The 16,269-nt window shown below is 64.5% G+C and carries 11 protein-coding genes and 4 pseudogenes; 5 read left to right on the top strand and 10 right to left on the bottom strand.

Annotated elements, in window-relative coordinates:
- The first annotated feature begins 23 nt into the window (after positions 1–23).
- From IPP90_20395 to IPP90_20380, 4 genes and pseudogenes are all read left to right on the top strand, one after another.
- The gene (locus IPP90_20395; GenBank protein MBL0173015.1) at positions 24–623 is read left to right on the top strand and encodes a gluconate 2-dehydrogenase subunit 3 family protein; all 600 of its coding nucleotides are present in this window, start codon (positions 24–26) and stop codon (positions 621–623) included.
- Positions 620–1,627: a sugar ABC transporter substrate-binding protein gene (locus IPP90_20390; GenBank protein ID MBL0173014.1), complete on the top strand. Its 1,008-nt coding sequence runs from the start codon at positions 620–622 to the stop codon at positions 1,625–1,627. The genes IPP90_20395 and IPP90_20390 overlap by 4 nt, the downstream gene beginning before the upstream one ends.
- Positions 1,609–2,562 (top strand): ABC transporter permease, encoded by a 954-nt coding sequence (locus IPP90_20385; GenBank protein MBL0173013.1) that lies wholly within the window; start codon positions 1,609–1,611, stop codon positions 2,560–2,562. Before IPP90_20390 ends, IPP90_20385 begins: the two co-directional genes overlap by 19 nt.
- Before the next feature lie 5 nt (positions 2,563–2,567).
- Positions 2,568–3,333, top strand: a pseudogene (locus tag IPP90_20380) (sugar ABC transporter ATP-binding protein).
- Here IPP90_20380 and IPP90_20375 read toward each other — a convergent pair.
- Positions 3,317–4,141: a hypothetical protein gene (locus IPP90_20375; protein ID MBL0173012.1), complete on the bottom strand. Its 825-nt coding sequence runs from the start codon at positions 4,139–4,141 to the stop codon at positions 3,317–3,319. The pseudogene IPP90_20380 and the gene IPP90_20375 overlap by 17 nt on opposite strands.
- 258 nt (positions 4,142–4,399) lie before the next feature.
- Between IPP90_20375 and IPP90_20370 the strand changes: the two genes are divergently transcribed.
- Entirely contained in the window at positions 4,400–5,959 is a 1,560-nt protein-coding gene (locus IPP90_20370; GenBank protein MBL0173011.1) for a tetratricopeptide repeat protein, read from the top strand.
- Positions 5,960–5,986: 27 nt separating this feature from the next.
- Here the strand turns inward: IPP90_20370 and apaG are convergent, their stop codons facing one another.
- From apaG to IPP90_20325, 9 genes and pseudogenes are all read right to left on the bottom strand, one after another.
- On the bottom strand, positions 5,987–6,400 hold the full coding sequence (gene apaG, locus IPP90_20365) for a Co2+/Mg2+ efflux protein ApaG (protein MBL0173010.1): 414 nt from the start codon (positions 6,398–6,400) through the stop codon (positions 5,987–5,989).
- On the bottom strand, positions 6,390–8,030 hold the full coding sequence (locus tag IPP90_20360) for a family 10 glycosylhydrolase (protein MBL0173009.1): 1,641 nt from the start codon (positions 8,028–8,030) through the stop codon (positions 6,390–6,392). The genes apaG and IPP90_20360 overlap by 11 nt, the downstream gene beginning before the upstream one ends.
- Positions 8,031–8,119: 89 nt before the next feature.
- Positions 8,120–9,334 (bottom strand): aminotransferase class I/II-fold pyridoxal phosphate-dependent enzyme, encoded by a 1,215-nt coding sequence (locus IPP90_20355; GenBank protein ID MBL0173008.1) that lies wholly within the window; start codon positions 9,332–9,334, stop codon positions 8,120–8,122.
- Between the two features lie 17 nt (positions 9,335–9,351).
- Positions 9,352–10,543 (bottom strand): annotated as a pseudogene (locus tag IPP90_20350) (homogentisate 1,2-dioxygenase).
- Between the two features lie 7 nt (positions 10,544–10,550).
- A pseudogene (gene hppD / locus IPP90_20345) lies at positions 10,551–11,676 on the bottom strand (4-hydroxyphenylpyruvate dioxygenase).
- Positions 11,677–11,863: 187 nt separating this feature from the next.
- A pseudogene (locus tag IPP90_20340) lies at positions 11,864–13,886 on the bottom strand (acetoacetate--CoA ligase).
- Positions 13,883–14,107 carry a hypothetical protein gene (locus IPP90_20335; protein MBL0173007.1) on the bottom strand — a complete coding sequence of 75 codons (225 nt, stop codon included), beginning with the start codon at positions 14,105–14,107 and terminating at the stop codon, positions 13,883–13,885. The pseudogene IPP90_20340 and the gene IPP90_20335 overlap by 4 nt, the downstream one beginning before the upstream one ends.
- Before the next feature lie 23 nt (positions 14,108–14,130).
- Complete coding sequence (locus IPP90_20330; protein ID MBL0173006.1) at positions 14,131–14,736, bottom strand: hypothetical protein; 606 nt, start codon at positions 14,734–14,736, stop codon at positions 14,131–14,133.
- Positions 14,733–16,241 carry an AMP-binding protein gene (locus tag IPP90_20325; GenBank protein MBL0173005.1) on the bottom strand — a complete coding sequence of 503 codons (1,509 nt, stop codon included), beginning with the start codon at positions 16,239–16,241 and terminating at the stop codon, positions 14,733–14,735. The genes IPP90_20330 and IPP90_20325 overlap by 4 nt, the downstream gene beginning before the upstream one ends.
- Positions 16,242–16,269: the final 28 nt, after the last annotated feature.

Raw genomic sequence — 16,269 nt, 5'->3', positions numbered from 1 at the left:
GAGCATCGGATTCAATGGACGTCATGCATCGACGTGAAGCGATCAAGCGTGTCAGCGCGATGCTGGGCGGCGTCGCGTTGGTTGGTGGCAGCGCGCTCTGGACCGCCTGCTCGCCGGATCGCCCGCGCGACGGGACGTCGGGGACGTCTGGTATCGGCACGTTCACGCCGGCCGATATCGCTTATCTCGACGAGATCGCCGACACCATCCTGCCGGACACGGAAAAGTCGCCGGGTGCGAAAGCCGCGCACGTGGGCGCTTTTCTGGCGCTCATGGTCACCGACTGTTACACGACGCGCGACCAAGAGATCTTTCGTACCGGCCTGACGCAGCTCAATCAGGCATGCGTCACGGCACACGCCACGTCCTTTGTCGCGGCGACACCCGCGCAGCGCCTGTCGCTGCTGGAATCGGTCGACCGGGACGCGAAGGCATACATGGCCGGCAAGACGGCCGAACAACCCACTCACTACTTCCGGATGATCAAGGAACTCACGCTGCTCGGGTTCTTCACGTCGGAAATCGGTTACACCAAAGCGATGCGCTACGTCGAATCGCCCGGACGGTTCGATCCCTGCGCGCCCTACACGAAAGGAGAGACCACGTGGGCATCGCACGCATGAACGACGTCCGCTGGTCGGTCGCCGCTGTGGTGACCGCGTTGGTCGCGATTGGCGGGTGTCGCAGTGGCGACAGCCAACCAGTTATCGGTTTGATTACGAAGACTGAAACCAATCCGTTCTTCGTCACCATGAAACAGGGCGCCGAGGCGGCCGCTGCCGCGCAAGGGTTTCGCCTCCTGACCGGTGCAGGCAAGAACGACGGCGACAATGCGGCGCAGGTAACGGCGATCGAAAACATGGTGGCGGCCGGTGCGAAAACGATTCTGATCACGGTCAACGATTCGAAGGCCATCGTGCCGGCCATCCGGAAGGCGCGCGCACAGGGTGTGTTGATGATCGCGCTCGACAGCCCGGCCGATCCACCCGATGCCACGGACGGACTCTTTGCCACCGACAACTATCGCGCCGGCGAGTTGATTGGCGAATATGCCAAGGCGGCACTGGGTAACCGGGCGCCGCGTATTGCCACGCTGGATCTGCTCCCGGGACATCCCGTGGGTGCGCAGCGCCACAACGGATTTCTCAAGGGCATCGGCCTGCCGACGAACGCGCGCACCAGCAATGAATTGGCGAGCCCGTCGGAAGTTGTCTGCATGGCGGACAGCTACGGAGATCGGGCGAAGGGGCAGACGGGGATGGAGAACTGTCTGCAGAAGAACCCTGACATCAACGTGGTCTATACCATCAATGAACCGACCGCGGCGGGTGCGTTCAACGCGCTCGAACGCGCAGGCAAAGCCGCCAGCGTCGTGCTGGTGTCCGTCGACGGCGGCTGTCAGGGTATCAAGGCCATACAAGCGGGACGACTTGGCGCAACGGCGCAGCAGTATCCACACAAGATGGCGCAGATGGGCGTGGATGCCGCCGTGCGCTTTGCGAAAACCGGTACGAAACCCAGCGGCTACACCGATACGGGCGTCCAGCTGATCACCGCGCGCCCGCTGACTGGCGTGCCGAGCGTCACCGCCGACAGTGCCTTGGCGGTGTGCTGGGGCGATCGTTGAGGGCACGATCCCTCGCGACTCTTGGACCGTTCATTGCCTTGCTGCTGGCCTGCGTGGTTTTCAGCACGCAGTCTCCGCGGTTCCTGGCGAGTGAGAATTTCGCGCTGATCCTGCAACAGGTGATGGTGGTCGGTGTGCTCGCCATCGGCCAGACGCTGGTGATTCTCACCGCCGGCATCGATCTCTCCTGCGGCCTCGTCATGGCACTGGGAGCGGTCGTCATGACAAAGCTCGCGGCGGCCTCCGGGTGGCCTCCAATGGCCGCGATGTCGGCAGGCATTGGCGTGACCGCCGCCGTCGGCCTGATCAACGGACTGCTGGTCACTCGCGTGAAGCTGCCACCGTTCATTGTCACGCTTGGTACCATGAACATTGCCTTCGCGGCCACGCAGTTGCTCTCCCGATCGCAGAGCGTCACGGATGTCCCGCCGCTGATGACCTGGCTCGGCACCACGATTCGCGTCGGGAATGCCCCGGTCACCTACGGTGTGGTGTTGATGCTCGGACTGTATGTGCTGGCCTGGCTGTGGCTTCGCGAAACGGCGGCGGGGCGTCATGTCTACGCCGTCGGGAATCATCGGGAGGCGGCGCGACTGGCGGGTATCTCGACTGACCGGGTCGTGGTGGGTGTGTATGCCGTGGCCGGCGTCTGTTACGGCCTCGCGGCACTGCTGTCCGTTGCACGCACCGGGGTTGGAGATCCACAAGCGGGCCAAACAGAGAATCTCGACACGGTGACTGCCGTGGTGTTGGGCGGCACCAGCCTGTTTGGTGGGCGTGGACTGGTATTGGGTACGCTGGTCGGGGCGTTGATCGTTGGCGTGTTCCGGAACGGCTTGACGCTGATGGGCGTCTCGTCGATCTACCAGGTGTTGGTGACCGGCGTGCTGGTGATTGTCGCCGTCGCACTCGACCAATGGTCGCGTCAGCCGTGACCGCGATGCGTGCGGCGGACGAGTCCGCGGTGGTCCTTCCTCTGGCGCTCGAAGCGCGAGGACTGACCAAGCGCTTCGGACACGTGGTCGCGCTCGATGGTACCGATTTCGAAGTACGTACCGGCGAAGTCATGGCCGTCATCGGTGACAACGGCGCCGGCAAGTCAACACTGATCAAGATGCTCTCCGGGGCACTCGCGCCGGACAGCGGTGAAATCCGACTCGATGGTGCCGTCGTGCGCTTGCGTCATCCGCTGCAGGCGCGGGAGCTCGGTATCGAGACGGTGTATCAGGACCTGGCCGTCGCTCCCGCCATGTCCATTGCGGAGAATCTGTTTCTCGGGCGGGAAATCCGTCGCAGCGGTCCGAGTGGTCGACTGCTTCGGTTGCTGGATCACGCGCGCATGCAACGCGAAGCCGCCGAGCACCTGGCCGCGCTCGACATTCGCGTGCAGTCCATCACCCAGCCGCTGGAAACGTTATCGGGCGGGCAACGGCAGGGCGTATGTGGTGATCCTTGATGAACCCACGGCGGCGCTGGGCGTCCGTGAAGGTGCCACCGTGTTGTCGTTGATTCGCCGCATCCGCGATCGTGGACTGTCGGTGGTGCTGATCAGCCACAACATGCCGAACGTGTTTGCCGTGGCCGATCGTATCCACGTGCAACGGCTGGGACGGCGCGCGGCGATTCTGGACCCGCGTCAGTCCAACATGTCCGACGCCGTGGCGATCATGACCGGCGCGGTGGACGGAGCTACCGGCGACCAATGACGCCGTACGCCGTGGCGCTGCGTGCACCCGGCTTCAGCGCAATCCATACTCGCGTGCCGTCAAGCCCTTGCAGCGGTGACGGCAACGCGCCGATGCGCTTGCGTCCCGAACCGTCCGTAAGCTGCAGGAAGCTTCCGTTGCCGTCGCTGGCGAGTTTTCCGTCGAATGCCGGCACCCCATTGGCGGCGCGGACGACGAATTCGGAGACCACAATATCGAGCGGCGTGATCATCACGCCGCGGACCATCAGTTCCACGCCAGCGAGGCGCGACAAGCCCGTGGTCACCATGCCGCTCATGGCAATGGTCCTGCTCCCATCCACCGTGCGCAACACCACTTGTTTTGCCGGCTCGGCACCAATCAGCGTGACCACGCCTCGCACGGTATCACCGCGTGAACGTCCGGAGCTGTTGCCGTAGACCAAACGCAATGCCGCCGCGCGGGCCATCGAGTCGCCCCGCGCTTGCGCACGCAGGGTGATGGATGCGCCGGTTCCCCCGACGATCGGATTGGTGACCGGCGCCTTGGGCGCCGCCGAATCGCCCTTGGTCCCCGCAACGACGCGCGGTCGCGGGACCTTTCCTTCAGCGATGGCGCGCAGGGAGTCAATGGTTGACGGCATTCGGTCGGCCCGCGCGATCAGTGAATCGCCCCGCAGTCCAATGGAGTCCAACCCCGCGACGTCACCACTGATGGTGACGCCATCCGATTTCTTTTCACAGGCCTGCGCACCCGGAAGCAGCAGGAGGGCGAGCAGGCCGCCGACTGAACCAGCGGCGCGGAATCGGAAAGTGGGAAGTCTCAGCACGTGAGGATGATGCAGCGATACCAGACCCTTCGGTAGCAGCAGACGACGCAAATGGGGATTTCCACAATTTGCGTGGAAATCTTCCGGATTCGAGATTACGCGTCCATCGCGCTTGAGCTCGGCAGTCCACATATTCCGCCTCCCGATTTCGTCGGCAGAACAGTGCCGGCACTGGCATTCCGTTCGCTCCCAGCACGACTGTCACCGCACGGGCACAGTGCGGTGACGATCCCCTCGACGAGGCGTCAAGCTTTCGCAATGCTCGGACTCACGGCGGACCCGCGCGCGACGCGCGATGTTTGGAGCGACGATAACGCCCGCGGACTCGCGTATGCGGCTGTGGGGGCCTGGTCGGATGCGGCCGAGGCGTTTTCCACGGCCGCCGAGGTCGCCGCCGCACCGGGTGATGTCGCCTCGCACGAAGCGCTGGCGCTGATCCTCAACAATCTGGCGCAGGCCAGTTTCCGCGCAGGACGGGCCGAGGACGGGATTCGGCATGCCCAGCGCGCGTGCTCCTTGCGCGCGGCGCTGGTAGGTGAGGACGCGATCGCTGTAGCGCGCGCGCGCGCCGATCTCGCGGTGATGTTGGGGGCGGTCGGACGCACGGATGAAGCGCTCGGACTCATGACGCGCGCCATTGCCGGCATCGAACGCAGCGCGGGCGACGAAGATCTGCGCCTGTCGTCCGTGCTTGAGAACGCGGCTCGCCTCGCCATGGTTGCGGGTCAACCCTCGACCGCCGAGCCTTACCTCATTCGGCTGCATGCCCTGCTCGCGGCGCACGAGTTGCCGACCGATACGGCCGACGTCCTCTTGCGGCGAGTCGCCCAGTACCGCGAGCCGAGTCGATTGGCGTGCATTGCCGAACGCGAAGTACCGGCCGCACCGGTGGTGGATGTTGCCGAGACGACGTCGAGTGAGGATTCCGGGGCGCTTGACGTGGCGACGGCCCACGTGGCCGACGCTGCCGATGCTGATGTCGACGTCGAGTATGCGTTCGACGATCAGCCGCTGCGTGATGCCGTGCGCGTGACCGACGAGCTCTTGCGATCGACGCCCACCTCCTCGCGGGCCATTACGCCGCTCGCGGTGATGGAGGTCGAAGGTGTCGAGAGTCCCGAGGGTCCGGAGTTGGTGATGGTCGAAGTCGAATCCGCCGCGCCGGCTGGCGTCCTTGGGCTTGATTTTGATCTCGTTGACGACGTGGTCGGGGTGGCAGAAGAGATGGTGACCGGGTTGACGATGGTGGATGAGTCGATCGAGTTGACCGAATCGCCGCGCGCGGACGACATCTTTGGCCACGCGACGTTTGATCTGGTGGAACCGTCGGCGGCCGGACACACGGGACACGGGGCGCACGCCTCGACGTCGGTCAACAACGTGCTGGGTTTCGTCGTGGAATACGGCATGCCCAGCGAATCGAGCGGTCCGGATTTGGCCGATCTGGATATTCTGGTCCCGCCAACCGCGTCACACGTCCCGACGCCGACCGAGATGCGTGCGGTGCAACCGCGGACGACTCCGCGAGGCACACCGATTGTCATGCCGTCGCCAGCGTCCAGTCATCGCGCATTTGCGGGGTACGACACGTCCGGCGGTCGCGAGGCCAGTTCAGAGAGCGAACGAGAGGCACGCGCACCGCGGCTGACACTGCACAACACCGACGATCTGGACCGCGAGCGTCGCATCCGGCGACCGAACATTCGCGCCGGTCGGGCCAGTGCACCTCGCAGTTCCCGCGGCCTCATGATCGCGGGGGTCGTGACGAGCGTGATTGCGGCTTCGGTGGGCTGGCTGGTGTGGTCTGGTGGGATGTAGGCGACCCACCGCCTGAAGCATCGGCGGCTACGAGACCGTATCGGCGCGCGGCTCAGCGGCCAGCGTGAAACGCGGAATCACCGCCTGGAATGACGAGCCGTCGTCACGCACAAAACGGTAGGTGCCTTCCATCCAACCGTGCGGCGACTTGAGGACACAGAACGAGCGGTACTCATGCACGTGACCGGGCATCAAGTGCGGTTGTTCGCCAACCACGCCCTCCCCTTCCACCACCGTGTCACCGGCCGACTCATCGTGAATGAGCCACCGGCGAGTGCGGAGTTGCGCCGCCTGATCACTGATGTTTTCGATGCGAATGTGATACGCGAAGACATACTGGGCGAGCATCGGATTCGAACGTTCCCGCAGATATCTCGGACGCACGGTGATCCGGATACCGGAGGTAATTCGATAAAAGAACGATGAACGTTCAACGGCCATCGGGACGACCTCTGGAGGAAGAACGGGACGCCGCCGGCTGGGCGGCGCGTCCGGAGACATTCAGCCCGGACGCCGTATCTGAAAGCGATATCGAAACGGGGGGACTTTCAACCCCCACCCGGTTGAAGGCGCGAACGGTGGCCCGATCGGGGGTCCCGGACACCGGGAGTGGAACGGACGTGGCGTCCCCTGGCAGTACGGTGGTGGTCCAGCCTTCAGGCGTTCGGTATTGTACCAGCCACTGCCATGGCGCGGCCGGACCAATGGTGCCCAACACCAACGCGGGCGTTCCATTCCGGTTGGTGAGGCGGAGCGCCGGTGTCGGCGGGGCCGCGGTGGGCAGCCACGGGGTCGCCGGTGTCAGCGCAATGTCGGCATACGGACCCGCCGCCAGTGAGTCGTTCATGCTGCCTTGATTGAGCAGAAACGACTTCATGCTGAAGTGCACGTTGCCGGTGGCGCCGGGTTGGAGCCGTGTGACCCGGATCTGCTCCACCAGTTCGCCGACCGAAAACGCGCTCGCCCCCGACGCGCCGGCGCGCGATGTGAAATTCCCGGGCCACAGATGACGGGACTGCGTGTTTTCCTCGGCCCACCACTGCAAGAGTGCGGGATAGGACTGCGCGACCCGCGTGGTCGGCCAATAGAGTTGCGGCGTGAAGTAGTCCACCCATCCTTCGTTCAGCCACTTTCGGCCATCGGCGTACAGCTTGCCGAACGCGTCAAACCCGCGAACCTGCGCGGGGTACCCGGGACGCCAGATGCCGAACGGACTCACGCCGAACCGGACCCACGGTTTCACGGTGTGGATGCCATCGTGCAACGCTTCCACCAGCATGTCCACGTTTCGCCGCCGCCAATCCCCTCGATCCAACGTGCCGCCGCCTTTGCGGTACTTGCGCCAACTCCCGTCATCCGGGAACGGGATCTCGCGCCCGCGCCTCGTGTTCTCGGGATACGGGTAGAAGTAATCGTCGATGTGCACGCCATCGATGTCATAGCGCTTCACCACGTCCAGCACCACGCGCAGCGTGCGCTCGCGCACTGCTTTCTCGCCGGGGTCCATCCAGAGGTACCCGGCATATTTCTTCACCAGCGCCGGATTGGTGCGGGCCAAGTGATTGGACGCCAGGGGACTTCGCGCGTCGGTGTGTCGCGCCCGATACGGATTGAACCAGGCGTGCAGTTCCAGATTGCGGGCGTGCGCTTCGCGAATGACAAACGACAACGGATCCCAGAATGGCTCGGGGGCCCTGCCCTGCGTTCCGGTGAGGTACTCCGACCAGGGTTCAATAGTGGATGCATACAGCGCATCGGCAGCGGGGCGCACCTGAAAGATGACCGCGTTGAGCTTGAGCGACGCCGCACGATCGAGCAGATCGAGTAGTTCGCGCTGCTGTGCCGCCGTGGACAGCGTCCGCTTCGACGGCCAGTCGATATTGGCAACCGTCGCCACCCACACGCCGCGAAACTCGCGCGCCACGTCCGGCGCGGTTTCACTCACGGCCGGTCGTGCAGGGACGCGCCGTGACAGACGTTCGGCGGCGCGCGGCGCATCAGCGGCGCGCTCGTCAGGACGCGGCGGCGCCGTTGCGGTGGTCGGCACCGACGGCGGCGGATCAACAATCACCACGGGTCGGCAACTCAACATCCCTGCCGCGCACAGCAGTGGCGCGCAACGGCGCATCCTGTGCACGGCGAGCGTGCGCCCGATCACCTTCACCCTCGGGCCGTGACGGGTGACGGTCGTGCGTCGTGTTCAGTCCGCATCGAGCGCAGCACGTCACCAGCGCGGCGCGCCGCCTCTGCGATGCGTGCCGGCGGCTGGATAAACGAGATGCGGAAGAACCCTTCGCCGCCTGCGCCAAAACCCGATCCAGGCAGCACGATCACGCCCGCGTCCTCCCGCAGCCGATCGGCGAAGTCCTTGCTGGCGATCCCGTCGGGCAACGGTATCCACAGGTACATGGTCGCGCGCGGAGTCTCCGCCGTGAATCCATTGGCGCGAAACGCGTCCACCGCGGCGTCACGTCGTATCTGAAACGTTCGGAGATTCTCCGGCACGAACGTCGCCCAGCTTTCAATGGCGGCGACGCCCGCCGCCTGAATTCCCATGTACTGGCCCGTGTCGGTGAACGATTTCACCTTGGCAAGCGCCGTGGCAATCTCCGGCTTGGCGACCGCCCAACCGCAGCGCCATCCCGTCATGTTGTACGTCTTCGACAGCGAATGGAACTCGATGGCCACGTCGCGCGCGCCATCGATCTCGAAGATGCTCGGCGGCACATACCCCTCGAAGCCCATCTCGGAGTACGCATTGTCGTACACCAACAGGATGTCGCGCTCGCGACACGTCCGCACCACGCGCTCGAGATAGTCACGCGGGGCGATGGCGGCCGTGGGGTTGTTGGGATAGTTGAGATACAGCACGCGCGTGCGCGCCAGGATATCCGGCGGAATCTCGTCCAGCTCGACGAGGAAGTCCGTTCTCGGGCGCAGCGCATACACGTACGGCTGCGCATCACTCAACAGCGTCCCCCCGAGATACGCTTGATACGCGGGATCGGGAATGATGCCCACATCGCCCGGACCCACGTATGCAAATGCCACATGGGCCAGCCCTTCCTTGCTGCCAAGGAGTGGCACGATTTCCGTCATCGGATCGAAACGCTGTCCGAAGCGCTGCGCCATCCAGGCGGAGACCGCCTCGCGATACGGCACAAACCCCAGCCCAAAACCGTACCGTTGCATGGCCGGCACCTCAGCCGCCCGCTGCAAGGCGGTGACCGCCGCCGCCGGCGGCGCGAGATCCGCGTCGCCGGCGCCCAGGTCGATCACATCAACGCCGGCGTCGATCAGTGCCTTCTTGCGGGCGGGGATGTGCGCCAGTGGATAGGCTGGGAAGGCACCGAATCGAGCGGAAAGTCGTGGCATGACGGCCGATGGGAAAGTCAGGACGTTGGCGGATTGAACTGGCCGTGCTGCCCATCGAGCCAGCTCTTGTGGTACGACGGGTCCTCGTACGGCATCGCGGCCTTCGCGATTTTCATCGGCTTGAAACTGTCCATCATGACGGCGAGCTCGTTCGTGTACTTCGCGCCGATGGACGCCTCGGCACGCCCCGGGTGCGGCCCATGCGGCAAGCCGTCCGGATGATGCGTGATCGACCCGTACTCGATGCCCTTGCGGCTCATGAACTCGCTCGACGCATAAAACAGCACTTCGTCGGAGTCGACGTTGCTGTGGTTGTACGGCGCCGGCACCGCCTCCGGATCGAAGTCGTAGGGGCGCGGGCAGAACGAGCAGATCACGAATCCGTCGCCCTGGAACGTCTGGTGCACCGGCGGCGGCTGATGAATGCGACCGACAATCGGCTCGAAGTCGTGGATGTTGAAGCTCCACGGATAGAAGTAGCCGTCCCACCCCACGACATCGAACGGGTGATGATCGAGGACCAGTTCGTTGATGGCATTGTACTGCTTGACGAGAATCGGGAACTCGCCGCGCTCATCACGCGGATCCAGATGGAGCGGTCGACGAATGTCGCGCTCGGAGTACGGCGCGCCTTCCAGCAACTGTCCCTACTCGTTGCGGTAGCGCGACGGGAAACGCACGTGCCCGCGGCTCTCCATCACGAGAAACTTGGCAGGGCCCGCGGATGCGTCGAGACGCCAGCGATGGGTGATGTTGCGATGGATGACGACGTAGTCGCCTGCCTTGTACGGCAGCTCACCGAACACGGATTCCAGGACGCCCTGCCCCTCGACCACATACACCACCTCGTCCGCCTGGCTGTTGCGGTAGAAGTGCGAGTCCGTGACGTCGGGCTCGACATACAGCATGCCAATGTCGCTGTTGAACATCAGCGGCATCCGGTCCAGCGTCGGCGAGCCGCCTTTCGCCACCCGGGACGTGAGGAAGTGCCGATGCCGCAGGACGTGGGATCGGCGTCCCATCTCGATCGTCGCGCACCCGGCGGGCGCTGAGCACCGTCGTGGGCGGATGCACGTGATACAGCAACGACGACGTGCCGACAAATCCTTCGTGCCCCATCAGTTCTTCCGCGTAGAGGCCGCCGTCGGGACGACGAAAGACGATGTGCCGCTTCCGCGGCAGCGAACCGAGTGCGTGATAGAAAGGCATAGTCGGCTCAGAGGTTGCCGCGCAGCGCTTGTTCGCGCTCGATGGATTCGAAGAGCGCCTTGAAGTTGCCCTTGCCGAAGCTCTTCGCGCCCTTTCGCTGGATGATCTCGAAGAACAGCGTGGGCCGGTCTTCCACAGGTTTGGTGAAGATCTGCAGCAGATAGCCGTCGGGATCGCGGTCGACCAGGATGCCGAGTGCGGCCAGTTCTTCGATCGGCTCGTCGATCGTGCCGACGCGCGCCTGCAATTCTTCGTAGTAGGACGTGGGCACCGACAGGAACTCCACGCCGCGATCACGAAGCGCGGTTACCGTTTCGAGGATGTTGTCGGTGGCCAGCGCGAGGTGCTGGGCGCCGGGGCCGCCGTAGAAATCGAGATACTCCTCGATCTGGGATTTCTTCTTGCCCGACGCCGGCTCGTTGATCGGGAACTTGATCTTGTCGTTGCCGTTCGCCATCACCTTGGACATGAGCGACGAATACTCCGTGCTGATGTCGTGATCGTCGAAGGTGATGAGATTGCGGAACCCCATCACGTCGGCGTAGTACTGCACCCAGCGGTTCATCTTGCCGAGTTCGACGTTGCCGACGCAGTGGTCGACGTACTTGAGCCCGACGTCGGCCGGCTGATAGTGCGGTGTGATATCCCGAATCCTGGCAAGAAAGGTGCCGCGGTAGTTGCGGCGTTCGATCAGTGAGTGGATCGTGTCGCCGTACGTCGCGATGGCCGCGATGACCATCTCGCCATCGGTCGTCGCGAATCACCTCGGGTTCGCGCACGCTGATCGCGCCGCGCTCGATCGCGGTGGCGTAGGCCAGTTGGGCATCGTCGACCCAGAGGGCGTAGTCCTTGACGCCGTCGCCATGCTGGTGCACATGGTCGGCGATTGGCGATTCCGGGCCCATGGCGGTGGTCAGGATCAGGCGAATCTTGCCTTGTTGCAGCAGATAGCTGGCGCGGTCACGAACCCCGGTCTCGGGACCGCGATAGGCAATCAGCTGATAACCGAATGCCGCGCGATAGAAATGACTGGCCTGCTTGGCATTGCCGACATAGAACTCGACATAGTCGGTGCCGTTGATCGGGAAGGCATCCAGCTCGATGCCGGCCTCGGGAGCGGTGAGCGTCGCCATGACATCCTCAAGAAGTCAGAAATGATCGGAACGGAACGGGGGGGGTACAGTTCGCCGTCGGCCGATCAGATATGTGAACGCGGCAGCGCGCCGATCCAGGCGCGCGACCGCTGGTCACCCATGTCTCCCGCGAGGTGTGTCAACATATCCAGTAAAGATAATACGTGAGGCCGCACCCGTCGGGCCATCAGTACCCGACAAGCTCCGGAATGGCCCGGAAGTGCGCCAGCGATTCGGGGTTGGCAAGCGCATCGGTGTTCCGGACGGGGCGCCCATGCACCACGTCACGTACCGCCAGCTCCGTGATCTTCCCGCTGAGCGTTCGTGGCACATCGTTGATCGCCACGATCACCCGTGGCACATGGTGCGGACTGGCATGTTGGCGGATGCGTTGGCGAATGGTATCGCGCAGCGCCTCGTTCAACACGACGCCGGCGCGGAGCCGCACGAAGAGGACCACGCGTGACTCGTCGGCAGACACTGCGGATCGCTGCTCGATGACCAGAGACTCCAGCACCTCGCCGATCTGCTCAACCTGCCGGTAGATCTCCGCCGTGCCAATGCGGACGCCGCCCGGATTGAGGGTGGCGTCGCTCCGACCGTGGATCACGAGGCCGTCATGCGCGGTGATCTCGGCCCAGTCCCCATGTCGCCAGATATTGGCGAAGTACTCGAAATACGCGGCCCGATACAGTCGCTGGTCCGGATCATTCCAGAACGCCACCGGCATGCTGGGGAATGGCGCGGTACACACCAGTTCACCCGCTTCACCGCGCACGGAACGGCCGTCGACGTCCACAACATCCACCGCCATCCCCAATCCGCGCATCTGCAGTTCCCCGCGATAGACAGCGCCGGTGGGATCGCCCAATGCGAAACAGCTCACGATGTCGGTGCCGCCACTGATGCTGCAGAGTCGGATGTCCGCCTTGATGTCACGATAGACGAAGTCGTAACTGTGCGCCGCCAGCGGGCTGCCGGTTGAAAGGATCGCATCCAGTGCGGACAGATCGAATCGGTCGCGCGGCCGAACCGATTCCTTCTCGAGCGTTGCGAGATACTTGGCGCTGGTCCCGAAGACCGTCACCCGCTCGGCTTCCGCCATGCGCCAGAGGATTTCCGGATCCGGGGCCAGCGGTGCGCCGTCATAGAGCACGATGGTCACCCCGAGCGACAACGCCGATACCAGCCAATTCCACATCATCCAGCCGCACGTCGTGAAGTAGAACAGCGCGTCTCCCGCACGCAGGTCGGTGTGCAGCGCATGCTCCTTCCAATGCTGCAGCAACGTACCACCAGTCCCATGCACCATGCACTTGGGGAGTCCGGTCGTTCCCGACGAATACAGAATGTACAACGGATGATCGAACGGCAGTCGCGTGAACACTGGTGTCGTCGTCGCGCGCGTAGCGGGCCAGCACGTGATCGAAGCGCTCGACGCCGGGCAGATCCGTCAGTTCGGGTTCGGCGGCCAACCACGGCACGATCCAGACGGCCCGGAGCGACGGGATGGCCTTCATCACCTCTTGAACGCGCGGCAGACAGGTGATCGGCTTGCCCGCATAGCGATAACCATCGGCAGCAATCAGCAGTACCGGTTCAATCTGGCCAAACCGATCCACCACCCCTTTGGTGCCGAAGTCGGGCGAGCAGGACGACCAGATGGCGCCGATGGAGGCCGCCGCCAACATCGCGATGACCGCCTCGGTGATATTCGGCAGATAGCCGACAACCCGATCGCCAGGAGCCACACCGAGCGCGCGCATGGCGGCCGCCGCGTGCGCGACGGCCACGGCGAGTTCGTCGAACGACAGCCGGCGTTGACACCCCAGTTCATTCCATGAGACAATGGCCACGGCGGCGTCTCGGCGGCGCAGCAGATGCTCGGCAAAATTCAGACGCGTCTCAGTGAACCAGTGTGGTCCGGCCACCGGGTCGGGCGGTGCCATACGGTCCCCGCCATGCAGCACAGCGCTCCAGGGCGCGTCCACCGAGCCCGGCCCGTCTGCCCGAATCCCTGCCTCCGTCCAGATTGCGCTCCAAAATGCCTCGGGATGCTGCACCGACCAGGCCTGCAACTGGTGCGCATCGGAGATGTCCGCCGAGGCGATGCCGCGCGCAATAAGCGATTCCCGGAAGCCGGTCAGGCGAGCGCCGGCAATGCGCTCACGCGACGGGACCCAGATTGGCGCCGTCGGGTCGACCGTCACGACGGAACGGCGTCCCGGGCCAACTTCACGGCACCGCACTGGGCGCCATGCTGTTCGCAATACCACCCGTGTCGATCGTGAAACACCATATGCGGCGCATCATTCGGTCGCGGCCGCACGCGTACGAGATGCTCGACGCCGGTCCGCACGCCAACCACCGCCAGCGGATCGAGGATATCGACCACCGGCGCGACGGGGAACAGATCAAACTGGGTCGACACGTGCAGGGACGTGTCGTCGGATTTCAACCGCGCGGGACGTGCCACTCGAGTTGCCACTCACAGAATGCGTCGCCTTCGATGGAACAGCGCACGTGACGAACGCGCGCTGAATCGCCTCCCGCCAATTCCACCGCACGGCGCAATCCACCGGTTTGGCGACGGCAGAACAGGCGCGTGATGGGATCGAAATCGAGGAGACGCAGGACAGCACGTCCCGCCACTTCCTCGACGGCGGTAATGTCACCCGGATGATAATACAGCCGGAACAGCGAGATGCTCTGGGTCAGGAAGACGCTGGGCGACGCCTTGCGCAGAATCCCACCATAGAGCTGCACGCCAACCGAATCAATCGAGAAAGCCCCGGCGTCTTCCGCCCACTGCGGGTAACGGCCTCCGAGCACCTCATCGATGACCTCCCACAGCGCCACGAGGTACGGGTAGGGGATCTCCTCAGTGGCTTCAACCGTATCGAGCCGCGCCCGTGTTGCGGCATCGAGACGTGCGCGCACCGTGTCCAGGCCAGAGCTCCCGAGACAATCCTTCACGTAAGCGTACGTCCCGCGGGCCGTGGACCCCTTGGCGGTGGCCCCCGCCGATTCCGGCAGGAGGGGCGCGGACGTAGCGGTCACGGCGGGATCAGCGCGTGCGCGGCCCGTCGATCAATCTTGCCGGATCCCAGACGCGGGATGGCATCGACGAACTGCACATGCTTGGGGACTTTGTATCCCGCCAGCCGCGATCGTGCGTGCGCCAGCAACACGGTCGCATCCAACGCGTCACTCTCCCGCACGACCAGCGCGCACCCCACTTCGCCCCACCGCGCGTCGGCCACCCCGATGACGGTCGCCTCCCTGACGCCAGGGCAGTCAAGCAACGCCGTTTCCACCTCGCCGGGGAAGACGTTTTCTCCCCCCGAAATGAACATCTCCTTGCGCCGTCCGCGTATGGTGTAGACGCCATCCGCGTCGCGACTGGCCAGGTCGCCGGTCCGCAGGAATCCGTCGTCCGTCATCACCTCGGCCGTCTGTTGGGGGGCGCGAAAATAGCCGCCAAACAACTGCGGGCCACGCAACTCCAGTTCACCCACTTCGTCATCACCCGCCACGCGGCCGGTCTCGTCCCGCAAACGCATCGAGAGAAAAGGCATGGGCCAACCCACGGTTCCATCCTTCTCGATGGCCGTTGCGTCGCTGGTGGCAAAACAATTCGGACCGCATTCCGTGAGACCGTACCCTTCCCGGAACTTGTAGCCAGCGAGTCGGACCGCGTCCTTGATGCGCTGTGCGCAGGGAGCCCCGCCGGAGAGAAAGGTGCGCAGGGCCGGCAACGGACGTCCCCAACTTGCGGTTTCGCGCACCATGGCCAGTTGCGTGGGGACGCCAAACGCCAGCGTCACACCAAAGCGTTCGAGCATCTCGAAGTATCCCGCGGCGTCGAACCCGTCGGTGAGGACGAGCGTGCCGCCCCGGAACAGCATGGGCGTAGTGAAGACATTCCACCCACCGGTATGAAAGAACGGCGTCGCGATCGGTCCCACATCATCGGCGCCGATGCGCCAGGCCGTCGTCGTGGCGATGGCGTTCCAGAGCAATTGCCGATGCGGCACCATCACGCCCTTGGGCGAACCGGTACTCCCCGACGTGTACAGTAACATCGTGGCGTCTTCCGCCGAGCGGGCTTGCGACATGGGCACGTGCTCCGCGACGGAAGCGAGATCGCGATCGAGATCGCGCCACTCGGGAATCCGCTCAAGGGTCGCCACGGCCAGTGCGGCTTCGGCCAGCGTCCGCATGCGGTCTTCGCCCAGGAGGACCACTGGCGATGCATCCTCCACCACGCGGGCAAGTTCCGGCGCCGAGAGCCGCCAGTTGAGGGGAACGAGTATCGCCCCGCGACGAATGCACCCGAAGAGGAGTGGGATAAACTCCGCGCGATTTTGTGCGAGGATAGCCACGCGGTCGCCGTGCCCGATGCCCCACCCCGCCAGTCGAGCGCACCACCTGTCGGCATCGATGTCCAACGACCGATAGGTGTGCCGTCGCGCGGACGCGGCCTCGATCAATGCCACGCGCGTGCCCTCAACGCGGGACCACCAGCTCAACGGATCGAAGATCTCAGGGGTCAACACAGGCACGGACGGCACCGGAACGAGAGCACGAACG

Source organism: Gemmatimonadaceae bacterium, assembly GCA_016720905.1.
Lineage (GTDB): Bacteria > Gemmatimonadota > Gemmatimonadetes > Gemmatimonadales > Gemmatimonadaceae > Gemmatimonas.
The sequence above is the reverse complement of the archived record's forward strand: the minus strand, read 5'-3'. Positions and strand labels throughout refer to the sequence as shown.

What these genes read in the sequence shown, in the direction of transcription:
- IPP90_20355 (MBL0173008.1), bottom strand. Translation starts at nt 9,334, where the DNA reads ATGCCACGACTTTCCGCTCGATTCGGTGCCTTCCCAGCCTATCCACTG.
- apaG (MBL0173010.1), bottom strand. Translation starts at nt 6,400, where the DNA reads ATGGCCGTTGAACGTTCATCGTTCTTTTATCGAATTACCTCCGGTATC.
- IPP90_20370 (MBL0173011.1), top strand. Translation starts at nt 4,400, where the DNA reads ATGCTCGGACTCACGGCGGACCCGCGCGCGACGCGCGATGTTTGGAGC.
- IPP90_20390 (MBL0173014.1), top strand. Translation starts at nt 620, where the DNA reads ATGAACGACGTCCGCTGGTCGGTCGCCGCTGTGGTGACCGCGTTGGTC.
- IPP90_20395 (MBL0173015.1), top strand. Translation starts at nt 24, where the DNA reads ATGCATCGACGTGAAGCGATCAAGCGTGTCAGCGCGATGCTGGGCGGC.